Origin of the sequence: Gordonia jinhuaensis (genome assembly GCF_014639795.1) — a bacterium.
GTDB lineage: Bacteria > Actinomycetota > Actinomycetes > Mycobacteriales > Mycobacteriaceae > Gordonia_B > Gordonia_B jinhuaensis.
Genome location: NZ_BMGC01000009.1, coordinates 21,805 through 34,088, shown reverse-complemented (window position 1 = coordinate 34,088; position 12,284 = coordinate 21,805). Strand labels below are relative to the sequence as shown.

General features: G+C 65.1%; 10 protein-coding genes and 1 riboswitch. Of the genes, 3 read left to right on the top strand and 7 right to left on the bottom strand.

All coding sequences use genetic code 11. From position 1 onward, the window contains the following. Nucleotides 1-11: 11 nt before the first annotated feature. From IEW22_RS20370 to IEW22_RS08345, 5 genes are all read right to left on the bottom strand, one after another. Nucleotides 12-557: a sodium:solute symporter family transporter gene (locus tag IEW22_RS20370; RefSeq protein ID WP_188586161.1), complete on the bottom strand. Its 546-nt coding sequence runs from the start codon at nucleotides 555-557 to the stop codon at nucleotides 12-14. Continuing rightward, complete coding sequence (locus tag IEW22_RS08360; RefSeq protein ID WP_188586160.1) at nucleotides 554-841, bottom strand: hypothetical protein; 288 nt, start codon at nucleotides 839-841, stop codon at nucleotides 554-556. The genes IEW22_RS20370 and IEW22_RS08360 overlap by 4 nt, the downstream gene beginning before the upstream one ends. A gap of 103 nt (nucleotides 842-944) precedes the next feature. Next, entirely contained in the window at nucleotides 945-2,360 is a 1,416-nt protein-coding gene (locus tag IEW22_RS08355; RefSeq protein ID WP_188586159.1) for an amidase, read from the bottom strand. 224 nt (nucleotides 2,361-2,584) lie between these two features. Next, nucleotides 2,585-3,529, bottom strand: a complete 945-nt coding sequence (locus IEW22_RS08350) for an Lrp/AsnC family transcriptional regulator (protein WP_188586158.1) — start codon at nucleotides 3,527-3,529, stop codon at nucleotides 2,585-2,587. Between the two features lie 114 nt (nucleotides 3,530-3,643). After that, entirely contained in the window at nucleotides 3,644-4,477 is an 834-nt protein-coding gene (locus IEW22_RS08345) for a LysR family transcriptional regulator (protein WP_188586157.1), read from the bottom strand. Between the two features lie 89 nt (nucleotides 4,478-4,566). Here IEW22_RS08345 and IEW22_RS08340 point away from each other — a divergent pair, with 89 nt between their 5' ends. From IEW22_RS08340 to IEW22_RS08330, 3 genes are all read left to right on the top strand, one after another. Beyond that, nucleotides 4,567-5,571 carry a bile acid:sodium symporter family protein gene (locus IEW22_RS08340; RefSeq protein WP_188586156.1) on the top strand — a complete coding sequence of 335 codons (1,005 nt, stop codon included), beginning with the start codon at nucleotides 4,567-4,569 and terminating at the stop codon, nucleotides 5,569-5,571. A gap of 501 nt (nucleotides 5,572-6,072) precedes the next feature. After that, nucleotides 6,073-6,244, top strand: a riboswitch (M-box (ykoK) riboswitch). 371 nt (nucleotides 6,245-6,615) lie between these two features. Continuing rightward, complete coding sequence (mgtA, locus tag IEW22_RS08335; protein WP_188586155.1) at nucleotides 6,616-9,360, top strand: magnesium-translocating P-type ATPase; 2,745 nt, start codon at nucleotides 6,616-6,618, stop codon at nucleotides 9,358-9,360. Nucleotides 9,361-9,461: 101 nt separating this feature from the next. Beyond that, nucleotides 9,462-10,175 carry an MgtC/SapB family protein gene (locus IEW22_RS08330; protein WP_188586154.1) on the top strand — a complete coding sequence of 238 codons (714 nt, stop codon included), beginning with the start codon at nucleotides 9,462-9,464 and terminating at the stop codon, nucleotides 10,173-10,175. A 32-nt stretch (nucleotides 10,176-10,207) separates the two neighbouring features. Here the strand turns inward: IEW22_RS08330 and IEW22_RS08325 are convergent, their stop codons facing one another. Both IEW22_RS08325 and IEW22_RS08320 read right to left on the bottom strand, forming a co-directional pair. Then, nucleotides 10,208-11,065, bottom strand: a complete 858-nt coding sequence (locus tag IEW22_RS08325; RefSeq protein WP_188586153.1) for a DUF1542 domain-containing protein — start codon at nucleotides 11,063-11,065, stop codon at nucleotides 10,208-10,210. Nucleotides 11,066-11,167: 102 nt separating this feature from the next. Continuing rightward, entirely contained in the window at nucleotides 11,168-12,280 is a 1,113-nt protein-coding gene (locus IEW22_RS08320) for a DUF3533 domain-containing protein (protein ID WP_188586152.1), read from the bottom strand. Nucleotides 12,281-12,284: the final 4 nt, after the last annotated feature.

The following is a 12,284-nucleotide window of genomic DNA, read 5'->3' as shown; positions in this document are numbered from 1 at the left end:
GAGCACATCTTTCAGATATGCCACGCGGGCGATCCCGGAGATACCTGCTCGGGTACGAACACGGCGATGAGCACACTGGCGATCACCATCGACAGTCCGCGGGCGGATTCCGAGCCGGTGGCCAGCTGGACGATGAGACCCAATCCGGTGATCTGAAGTTCCAGGTAGGGAATGAGGCTGAGCGCGCCGACCACCGCGACCACGCGACCCAATGCCCGTGAGCTGAACCGGTCTTGCAGGAAATCAGCTTGTGTGACATAGCCTTTCCCGATCGACAGTTGCCGGATCCGGGGTGCGACGAAGTACATGAGCACAGCGGACAGCGACAGATACGCCACCGCGAACACCGCACTCGAGCCGCCGGCGAATGCCACTCCGGCCAGCCCCAGGAAGCTGAACGTCGTCAGTGACTCACCGGCCTGCAGAAACCACGAGGTCCACCGTGGGATGGATCGGTCGGCGACCGCCCATGACTCCACGTCGCGGGAACGAGTACGGCCGGAGATTCCGAGCGCCGCGATCGCGACGATCCCCACCACACAGATTGCCAGAATCATCGCCGGTCACCGTCCCGTCCGGCCGAGGCGATCACGGGGTCACTGTGTGCAGCCGATTCCTCGGCGTCGACGGCGGATCCGCCCGCTCGCTGATAGGACCATTCGACGACGTTCATGGCGAGCACGGTCACCAACACACAGACGACCGACCATGCGATGACGGAGGGCACACCGAACCAGAACGAGTCGGTGTTGACGAAGGGCAGGAACGGGGTCAGCAGGAATGCGATCACCGGGACACCGGCGATGGCGATCCGTGCGGGACTGGCCAATTGAGGTGGCATGAGGTAACTTTCGTCGAGTTCAGGGTGTGATGAATCAGATGGACGACGCAGTGATGCGGGGCCGATGGGACGATCGGCCGTCGATGTGCGGGTGTGCGGCGCTTCAGGCCGTCATATTCGGTGCAACGCCCGCGGCGGGCGAGATCGCCTCGAGCGCACGGGCGATCGACAGCAGCCTCCTCTCGGTGTGCGCGGCGGTCAGGATCTGAATCCCGACGGGAAGACCGTCGTCGGTGAATCCCGCGGGGAGCGACATCGCCGGAATCCCCAGCGGGGTGAGCAGATAGCTCGCACGCATCCAGTCCAGATACGTCTCCTGCGGCACCCCGTCGACAGTGCGCGGATAGGTGAGATCGGCGTCGAACGGTACGACCTGACTGACCGGTGCCAGCAGTACGTCGTAGTCGGAGAAGAAGTCGGCGGCAATCCTGTGCAGCGTTGTCAGATCGCGCAATGCCGCGGTGACGTCGCGTGCCGACAGCTCGCGGCCGCAACGGATGTTCCACGCCAGGTCGGCTTTGAATGCCTCGGGGTGGTCGTCGAGAAGTGCCCCGAGTTCCAGGTCGAACTCGGCCGCACGCAGCGTGCGGAATGCGCCCTCGGCGAGATCGAGGTCGGGACAGTCGAACTCGATACCGACATGCCATCCCTCGAGCGCGCTGACGAAGGGGTCGAGGACCTTGATGACGTCGGGATCGACGGGAATGCGTCCGCCCAGCGTCGGCGCCCACGCCACGCGCAGACCGCCGAGTATCTCGACGGCCTGATCACTGTCGACCGAACGCCGGTCGACCGAGAGCGGATCGTGGCGGTGCCCGCCGGACATCACCGACAACAGCACTGCGACGTCATCGACCGAACGACCCATCGGACCACGCACACCGAGCGGGGAAAAGCCGAGTCCACCAACAGGATCGGGAACAACACCCGGCGTGGGCCGCAAACCCACGACATTGCAGAACGATGCCGGGTTTCGTAGCGAGCCACCCATATCGGAGCCGTCGGCCAACGGGATCATCCGCGCGGCGAGTGCGGCTGCGGCGCCGCCGGAACTCCCCCCGGCGGATTTGGTCTGCGCGAACGGGTTGTACGTCGTGCCGAACACGCTGTTGAACGTGTGTGAGCCGGCCGCCATCTCCGGGACGTTGGTCTTGCCCACTCGGATCGCCCCCGCCGCCCCGATCCGTCGAACGGTCTCGTCGTCATGGTCGGGGATCCGATCGGCGAACAGCAGCGAGCCCGATGTCGTACGCATCCCGGCCGTCGCGTGAGTGTCCTTGTAGGCGACGGGAACTCCATGCAGCGGCCCGATATCGGCACCGTCTGACAATGCGCGGTCGGCCGCATCGGCTGCGGCGAGTGCACCCTCGTGATCCATCGTCACGATCGCGTTCACCACAGGGTTGATCTGGTCTATTCGGTCGAGATGTGCGGCGACGACCTCACGCGAGGAGAGGGCACCCCCGCGGATCGCGGCAGCGATCTCGCATGCGCCCATCGAGGTGATTTCCGATTCCATCGTCGAGACTCCCCACATGACCGAATTCCTCCTGCAATCAGCATTGATTGCCGATTCGATTCACAGTATGCGCGATTGGTGACTATTTGAGTCAAGGCATCGGATATCCATGACGCATATTGTTACTTCGATGTCACGGGTGGTGACCTCCGCGAAACACGCGTCACCGGGGTGCGGGCACACACAGCGCCCGCAGCACGCGGTCTGATCCCGCGCCGTCGGCGTCAGATCCGGGTGCGACTGCGCTTGTACGCCGCCAGCACGAGTTCGGACTGCAGGCTGCTGACCCGCGCGACCCAGTCGGGACGGGTCAGCATCTTCTGCAGTTCGTCGAAGGAACGCAGGGTCACGTTGACCACCAGTTGCGCCGACCCCATGACCGACGCCACGTAGCGCACACCTGGCACAGCGGCCACCGCCTCACCGATGTCGGCGACGGCGGCGGGATTGGCGCCGATCCACAGCAACGCTTCCACCGGTAGTCCGAGACGGGCCGGCTCCACGACCACACGGGTGCGCAGGACACCGCTGGCGAACAACGCCTCCACCCGGCGACGTGCGGTGCTCTCGGAGAGCCCTGTCACCTCGGCGATCACGTTGATCGGCGAACGGCCGTCCTGCGCCAGGATCTTCACGATCTCCGCGTCGATGCCCGCCACGTCGACCGGACCGGCGGTCCATTCGTCGGGAAGGCGCGGGTCGAGGGCATCGACCTGCGCGTCGGTGAGAATCGGTGGTCGCCACCCCGCAGTGGTCAGAAAATACTTGAGAATGGGAGCCACCCGCACCGAGCGGACACCGCCGAGTGTCACCGATACCCGGTGGGTGAACTCGGCGAGATCGCCCTCGTCCATGGATATCTCGGCCACGACATTGGGCGAACCGCCGAGCTCGTAGACGAACACCGTGTTCGGATCCTCGGCGATGGCATCTGCGACCGCCCGCGTCTGGGCAGGCTCGGCATCGATGTAGAGGAGATGGGATGCGTGGCCGACCACCACGGTGACGACCCGGATCTCGCCGGAGTATAGGAGAGCATTCCCACGCCGGGTGACAGTGGAGAACGACTCATCGAGGGCGTCGGCGATACCGCGCCACGACGCGCGACCGTTGACCTGAAGCGCGGCGACGATCCGGCGATCGAGTTCGCTGAGTCGCGTATCCCCCACGCGCGACACTGTAGTCGCCAGAGCACATGAGGTTTCCGACCTCCGATATCCGCGTCGGCGAGCCGGAGAGTCTGCGCTCGGCACATCCGGTCAGGATGTGCGCACCATCCCGACTCACCACGCCATCGTCTGCAGTACCTCCACCAGCGCCGACTCCACCCGCGTCGGCGGGCGTGATCTGGTCATCAACACGAACTCGATGCGCCCGGGGTCGGGTAACCCGTGCACCTCACGCACGTCGGCGGGCAGCAGCGACCGCGCATGCACCATCACCCCGAGCCCGGCCTGCACAGCGGCGCGCAGCCCCTGCTGGTTGTCGGAGACGCAGGTGATCCGATGACCGAGGCCACCGCGGTCGAGCGCCGACAGCGCCGCACGCCGAGACAGACTCGGTTCGGGATAGGTGACCAGCGGCACCGGCTCACCGGGCACGATCACCTCTTCCGGGCCACCCGCCCACACCAAGTGGTCGGTGAACACCATGTGTCCGTGGCGCTGGCCCGGCGCGCGTTTGCCGAAAACGAGGTCCAGCGCGCCCGCTTGCAGGCTGGTGTGCAGGTTCTCGCTCAACCCGATCGTCAACTCCAGGTCCACGCGCGGATGATCCGCGCGGAACTGACGAAGGATCGACGGGATCTTCTGCGCCACAAGGTCTTCGGAGAGCCCGAGACGGATACGCCCGGTGAGTCCCTCGTCGGCGAAGTAGCGCAGCGCACGTTCATGCTCATCGAGGATCGACCTAGCGAACCCCGCCATCGCCGTTCCGTCGGCCGTGAGCTCCATACGGTGGGTGTCGCGCAGCAGCAGGGTGCGCCCGACCGCCGACTCCAGCCGCGCGACGTGGGCACTGACGGTGGATTGCCCCAGCCCCAGCGCGCGAGCAGCCGCGGAGAATCCACCGGTGTTCACCACCGCGAGGAAGCTGCGCAACGCCACCGGATCCAGCACATGATCGAGCCTAGTTATCACGTTTTCGGATCACAATTATCCTCTCGATCGGGTTTCCGAATATCGAGGGTGCGTATTGACTGGATTGCATGACCCTCCTGCGCAAACTCCCGATCGACGGTTTCGTGCTGGCGATACTCGCCACGGTCGCCTTTGCCAGCGTGCTGCCCGCGACCGGTGATGCGGCGCGCGACGTCGACTGGGTGGTCAAGATCGCCATCGCCGCCCTGTTCTTCCTCTACGGCGCCAAGCTGTCGGCGCGTGAGGCGCTAAACGGGGTGAAGCACTGGCGGTTGCACGCGACCGTACTGGCGATGACCTTCGTGGTGTTCCCGCTGATCGGCCTGTCACTGCGCTTTCTGAGTCCGCACATCATCTCGCCCGCGCTCTACACCGGGCTGCTGTTCGCCTGCCTGGTGCCCTCGACCGTCCAGTCGTCGATCGCATTCACCTCGACCGCCCGCGGCAATGTCGCCGGTGCGATCGTCAGCGCGTCACTGTCGAATCTGGTGGGTGTGTTGTTCACGCCGATCCTGGTGATCGTGCTGATGAACACCAGTGGGCAGGCGCATGTGACGTGGGGATCGATCACCTCGATTGTCCTGCAGCTGCTCGTGCCCTTCCTCCTCGGGCAGGCATTGCGTCCGTGGGTGCTGGGACCGATCACCGCACATCCCGCCGCGACGAAGCTGGTCGACCGGGGGTCGGTGCTGCTCGTGGTCTACAGCGCCTTCTCCGCAGGCATGGCCGCACACATCTGGAGTTCGGTGAGCGTGGGATCGATACTCGTCATCGCCGCGACCTGTGCGGTGGTGCTGGCCGTCGTGCTGTGCGTGTCGTGGTTCGGTGCACGCAGACTCGGCTTCTCCCGCGAGGACGCCATCGTCATCCAGTTCTGCGGGTCCAAGAAGAGTCTGGCCTCAGGATTGCCGATGGCCGCAGTGCTGTTCGCCGGTTCGCCGATCGGCCTGATCGTGCTCCCGCTGATGATGTTCCATCAGATCCAGCTGATCGTCTGCTCGATGATCGCCACCCACTACCGCCGCGTCGCGCAGGACCGCGATGACCTTGCCACCCACGCCGTGAAAGTCTGAATCGCTGCAGGTCCGGGCACTCTTCCGTCGACGCCGGCCAGTTTGTCGGTACCTCACGCTAGGTTCCCGCATCACCTGCGGCGACGGCCCGACGAACCGGCAATCGCCCTTGACCTCAACGGAGGTTGACGATGGACGATCGCAACATGAAACCGATGCCACGTGGCGTGTGCACCGCAGCCGCGAACAGCCGACACCCTGCCCTGCCTGGCGAACGACCCCGACCTCTGGTTCGCCGAACATCCGCGTCTCTTCCAGCAGGCGCAGGCGCTCTGCCGCTAATGTCCGATCATCGAGGCCTGCCTGGCCGGTCCTCTCGCGAGGAGAGAGCCGCACGGTGTGTGGGGCAGCGAGGTCTTCGTCGACGGAAGACTCGTCAGCCGTAAACGTGGCCGCGGGCGACCACGCAAGAGCTGAACATGTTTTCGCGATCGGCCGGCCCGCACAGCCCTTGTCCGACACGTGTGTTGACATTTCGGATTTCGCGGCACTAGGCTGCGCGAGGTACTTCGATAGGTGAGGTTCCTACACGAACACAGGCCACTGACCCGACGACGTCGACAGACGCCCAGGGTCAGGACAGGTATTCCCGGACTAAGGGTCTACCCCAAGTGGCTTTCGGCAGCAGTCGGATACGTCGTGTAGTGCCAAAGCTCTGACGAGGAAGTACGTCACGATCCGCTTTCCGGATCGGTCGTGTTCTCCGTCTCTGGCTGCGCGCATAGATGGGTTCTCGCATCCGCCGTCACCATTCGAATTGCCACCGAGTTCTCAAATGCAGACATACCCGTGCCCCCGCGCACCCTGGCCCCGAGGAGGTGGAGAACAGCACATGCCGTCTGGTGAAAGTCCCAGTCCCACAACATGTGTACGCAGCATTGCCGTCCACCCCCGCACAGATGGGCCCTCACGTCGTCGCAACTGACGCGATCGACGGTCGTCGAGTTCTGCCCATCTGAGGGTGACTGCTGCGCGCTGCACCGCGACCACAGTCATCGCCATGCGAATCAAAGAGCTTGGCGGTCACCTCTTTTGGAGGAACCCATGAAGACATCAGATTTCTCCCGCGAAACAACGGCACCGAACAACCGCGCGTGGGCTCGACTGCCGTCACGGCGCCGCGCGACCGACTCACTGGTCCGCGACGCCTCGATTCCCAGCGACGCCCGCGACCGGCTGCTCGATGCGGCGCGGCTGCCGATCGGCTCGACGTTCGCCACCCTGTCGACCACCACCAACGGGCTGAGCCCACACGAGGTGTCCGTCCGTCGAGATCGGCACGGCGACAACACTGTCGATCACGACAAGCAGGTTCCGGCCCCCATCCAGTTCCTGCGCACCTTCGCCAACCCGTTCATCGCAATCCTCATCTTCCTCGCCGTCATCATGTTCTTCACCGACGTCGTGTTCGCCGACCCCACCGAGGGGCCCGATTACACCGGCGTCACGACGGTCTCGATCATGGTGCTGGTCAGTGCAACCCTGCGGTTCTGGCAGGAATACCGGTCATTTCGGGCAGCCGACCATCTGCGCGCGATGGTACGCACCACCGTCGCGGTCACCCGTGAACTCAACGGCAAGCCGGTGACCGCGGAGATCCCGATCGAGCAGATCGTGCCCGGTGACATCGTCGAACTCGCGGCCGGCGACATGATCCCCGCCGATGTCCGGCTGGTGCGGGTCACGTCGTTGCAGATCAACCAGGCGTCGCTGACCGGCGAAGCGGAGCCGATGGAAAAGTCTGTCGTCGCGGACCCGGACATCAGTGCCGCGACACTGCTCGATGCGCCGAACCTCGGGTTCATGGGAACCTCGGTGTCGTCGGGTTCAGGCACGGCCACGGTGATCAACACCGGGCGTTCGACGTACTTCGGGAGCATGTCCTCGGCCCTGACCGGCGAACGTCCCGAAACAGCCTTCGACAAGGGCATCCGCGGCGTCTCGTTCACGCTGATCCGCTTCATGATGGTGATGGTGCCGGTCGTGTTCGTGATCAACGGCATCACCAAGGACTGGGCGTCTGCGTTCCTCTTCGGTGTCACGACCGCAGTGGGCCTGACCCCGGAGATGCTCCCGTTGATCGTCACGGCCAACCTGGCCAGGGGCGCGCAGTACATGGCGCAGCGGAAGGTCATAGTCAAGCGACTCAACTCTATTCAGAATCTGGGAGCAATCGACGTCCTGGCCACCGACAAGACCGGGACGTTGACCGAGGATCACATCGTGCTCGCCGGGCACCTGGGATGCGGCGGTGAGACCAGTGAGCTCACCCTGGGGTACGCGACGGTCAACGCCGTCTTCCAGACCGGCTTGCGCAACCTCATCGACGACGCGATCATCACCGCGGCCGGGCCGGGTGAGGACGATGCCATCCTGCGCAACTACACCCTCATCGACGAGATTCCGTTCGACTTCGAACGTCGGCGACTGTCCGTGGTGGTCGACGGCGGCGACGGTGACCTGCTCATCACCAAGGGTGCAGTCGAAGAGGTGCTGTCCGTCTGCGATTCGGAGATCGACTCCGATCACGGCGACACCGCACCCCTTACCGCGAGCCGCCTCGCCGAGATCGATCAGACTGTGGCGGAGCTGAACTCGCAGGGACTTCGGGTTCTCGCGGTCGCCGTGCGCCAGATCCACCCCGACGAGCAGGGGCGCTACCCCGAATACGACCGGGCGAGTGAAACGGAGATGACACTGGTCGGCTTCCTCACGTTCCTAGACCCGCCGAAGGAGTCCGCGGCAGCCGCCATCACGAGTCTGGCCGACCACGGGATCGCCGTGAAGGTCATCACCGGGGATAACGCTCTCGTCGCCGCCTCGGTGTGTTCACAGGTCGGACTGGACGTGGGGACGATTGTTCTCGGGCCGGAGACCGACGAGCTCACACTCGAGGACCTCGGCGAGATCGCCGAGACCACAACGGTGTTCGCCAAGACCAGTCCGGCCCAGAAGGCGCGCATCATCGAGGCGATGCGATCGACCTCGCATACGGTGGCCTACTTGGGTGACGGGATCAACGACGCAGCTGCGCTGCGCGCATCCGATGTCGGCATCTCGGTGGACACCGCGACCGACATCGCCAAGGAGTCGGCTGACATCATCCTGCTCGACAAGGACCTCACGGTCCTCGAGGGCGGCGTGGTGGAGGGACGTCGCACCTATGTCAACGCCATGAAATACATCAAGATGACCGCGTCGTCGAACTTCGGGAACATGTTCTCGGTCCTGGTCGCGAGCGCATTGCTTCCGTTCCTGCCGATGATCCCCGTCGTCGTGCTGGTCCAGAACCTCGCCTACGACCTGTCGATGCTCACGCTCCCCTGGGACAAGGTCGATTACAAGGACATCGCCGCACCGCGCACCTGGGAGTCGACGAGCCTGTCGCGGTTCATGATCCGCATCGGACCGATCTCGTCGATCTTCGACCTGACCACCTTCGCACTGATGTGGTTCGTGTTCGCGGCGAACTCACCGGCGCACGAGGCGCTGTTCCAGTCCGGCTGGTTCATCGAATCGATTGTCTCTCAGACACTCATCGTCCACATGCTGCGTACGTCGCGGATCCCGTTCGTCACGTCGCGGGCGAGTCTGCCGGTGTTGCTGGCAACGGGGGCGGTGTGCGTGTTCGGCGTCCTGCTGCCGTTCACCGGATGGGGAGCCACGCTGGGGCTGGTGCCACTGCCCTGGACGTACTTCCCGTGGCTGGCGCTCACGCTCGGCGTCTACTGCGTGCTCACCCAGGTGATGAAGCGCCGCTTCATCTCTCGCTACTCCACCTGGATTTGACCAATATCTGACCACCTGATCACAGTGTCGCTGTGCGGGCCGGGATCGTCGGATTCCAGCCCGCCTCGGCGTGCGCATCCGTCACCTCGAGGAGAATTCCGATGTCACACACCACCGAGTTCATGATTCGCATTCTCGTAGCGCTCGCATGCGGCGCCGCGATCGGCTTCGAACGTCAATGGCGAGCCCGAACCGCGGGTCTGCGCACCAACGCGCTCGTGAGTCTGGGAGCAGCACTGTTCGTGGTGATGGGCGCCTTCAGTTTCCACGGGCCCGATGCCGATCCCACACGTGTTGCAGCCCAGGTCGTCTCGGGTATCGGCTTCCTCGGCGCCGGAGTGATCATGAAGCAGGGCGCCACCATCTCCGGCCTCAACACCGCCGCGACGCTGTGGGCGTCGGCGGCGGTGGGCAGTCTCGCCGGCGGCGGGATGATCGGTGTCGCGCTCGTGGGCACCGCAACAGTCATGGCTGCCAACACGATGCTGCGGCCACTGGCACGCCTACTCGATCGCCACCACAGTGTCGCCGGCCGCGAACAGCCCGAGGTCGACTATCAATTCCTTGTGACGTGCAAGCCCGCCGACGAGGTGTCGGTGCGCGCCTTGGTCTTCGATGCCATCCACCAGCCGCAGTTCACCGTACGATCCATCGCTGCCATCGACGAGCCCGACGGCACTGTGACCATCTCGGCTCAGGTCCACAGCGAGGAACGGACCGATTCAGCGATCGAGACCGCATTGGCCGCAGTCGTGCGCGCTGACCATGTGACCTCGGTGCGGTGGTCGGCCACCGAACAGGCGGTCACCGACTGATCCCGGTCAGCGGCCTGGTCAGAGGCGCCTCGTCAGAGGTCGAACCCACCGAAGTCGCCGAAATCGTCGAAGCCGCCACCGCCGTCGTTGCCGCCGTCCCAGCCGCCACCGTTGTCGTAACCGCCGTTGTCGTAACCGCCGTTGTCGTAACCACCGTTGTCGTAACCACCGTCGTAGCCGGCGGGTTCGGTGCCGGAGTAGTCGCCACCGCCTGCGTCGAGTCCGTCTTGATAGCCGTCGCCGTATCCGTTCTCGAAGGCATTCGCGTCATACCCCACGCCGTGCATGCCGGAGAACAGTGCGTTGAACAGCAGGACCGACCCCACACCCCAGGCCCCGGCGACCAGTGCGGGTTTCCACCACGGCTCCGAGTACCAGCCGGCGGGCACTGGTCGTCCGGCCACACGTCCACCCGGGTAGTAGTTCGGAGTGCGATCCGACGGACTCGGCGAGGCCTCGATGGAACGCCCCTCCATGTCGACCTTGCGATCCTCGGTCACCTCACCGGCGGATTTCTGCCCGTCGAGGGTGGGCACCTCCGGTCCGGGATCCATGTTCATCGCGGCGCGGGCAGCCCGCACGTAGTACAGACCCTCGAGTGCGGTCTGCTTGGCCAGTCGCGCCTGCTTCGGAGACGACGCCTGCTCGATCTGAGCGCCGGCGGCATTGAACCGTTCACCGGCATCGGCCAGCGCCTGCTTGGCGGCGTCGTTGGTCCCGGTGAGGTTGTAGACCTGACCACCGAGCCGGTCGATGGCCTGACGTGCATCGGCCTTCGCGTCGGCGAGAGTGACCTGGTTGCTCTGATGAGCCGCCGTCGCAGCACGGTTCCGGCTGACCATCACGACGGCACCGACGATCACGATCACCAGGATGATCAGTAGCAGCATTCCCACAGCGTCCCCAAAAGTCATCGAAAGGTAAAGACAAGTGTCGGACTCCAGCGTACCGGCGACGTCGGGCACGTCCGGCGGTCACCGGATCGCCGCAGCTCAGCGCGCCTGAGGGGGCGATTCCACCCGGTCATCGCGCCGTCGACGCCACGGCCGCGGTGTGGCAGGGGGTTTACCGGTGCCCTGCCGGTGGATGCGCACGACGACGAACAGCGCGCCGACCACCACCATCCACACGCACAACACCACGAACGGTTCGGCGTGCAGATTGTCGGGGAAGTAAGTGAGGTCGCGAAGCGCGCGCACCGTCGCGCCGGTCGGCAGCCAGCGCCCCATGAACTCGTAGGGACCCGGAAGGAGTTCGGGTGCCACCGCCCCACCCGACGACGGATTGCTGATCACCACCAGCAACAGCCAGGTGGGCAGCAGCGCCCACTTGGGGCCGACCACCAGACGGAACAATCCCAGCGTCAACCCGGTGACCATCATCGTCAGCGCGAGCACCGCGACTCCCTGCCACACCGGCAGCGGCAGCAACGACAGGATCACCGAGATGGCCAGCACGATGGACAGCCCGCCGAGCAGACTGCGTACCAGATCCCAGCCCAGCTCTGCGCGCAGGCTCAGTCCTCCCGCGTTGACGCGGGCCTGCACCGCACCCACGAAACCGGCGATCACCGCGGCCAGCGCCACGTAGAACAGCGTGATCCCCGACGGGTCGTACTTGCCGAGCGGATGGCGGTCGACGATAGTGACCGACCAGCCGCCCGAGCCGGAGAACCGTGGCGCGTCTTGTTCGAGCAGCCGCGCGACCGATGACCCCGACGCGCTCGACAGGTACAGCGTCACCTCGTGCTCGCCGGTCTGCGCGACCACCGCGTAAATCGTCTGCTCGTCGAGTGCGGTGAGCGCGGAGGTGGTGGTGTCGAACTCACGGACGACGAAACCGCCGTCGGTGCGCTGGTTGAGCGCATCGACGACGGCTTCGGGGTCCGAGAGTGCGGGTCCGCCGGTCACCACAGCGATCGGGACGTGGTGTGGCTTGGGGTCACCGAGTGCGAGGCTGTACGACGCTGCGAACAGCCCGGCCATCACCGCGACGACGAGTGCGATGACCAGAGCCGGCTTGTGCGGACTGGCGTCGAATCTGCGATAGGCCTCACGTAGTCGCGACCAGATGACCCGCGCATCCGACCCGCCTCCGCTGTTCACTCCT

Excerpts from the sequence above, each read along its gene's own strand:
- IEW22_RS20370 (WP_188586161.1), bottom strand. The coding sequence starts at position 557 with ATGATTCTGGCAATCTGTGTGGTGGGGATCGTCGCGATCGCGGCGCTC.
- IEW22_RS08360 (WP_188586160.1), bottom strand. The coding sequence starts at position 841 with ATGCCACCTCAATTGGCCAGTCCCGCACGGATCGCCATCGCCGGTGTC.
- IEW22_RS08355 (WP_188586159.1), bottom strand. The coding sequence starts at position 2,360 with ATGGAATCGGAAATCACCTCGATGGGCGCATGCGAGATCGCTGCCGCG.
- IEW22_RS08340 (WP_188586156.1), top strand. The coding sequence starts at position 4,567 with ATGACCCTCCTGCGCAAACTCCCGATCGACGGTTTCGTGCTGGCGATA.
- mgtA (WP_188586155.1), top strand. The coding sequence starts at position 6,616 with ATGAAGACATCAGATTTCTCCCGCGAAACAACGGCACCGAACAACCGC.
- IEW22_RS08330 (WP_188586154.1), top strand. The coding sequence starts at position 9,462 with ATGTCACACACCACCGAGTTCATGATTCGCATTCTCGTAGCGCTCGCA.
- IEW22_RS08325 (WP_188586153.1), bottom strand. The coding sequence starts at position 11,065 with ATGCTGCTACTGATCATCCTGGTGATCGTGATCGTCGGTGCCGTCGTG.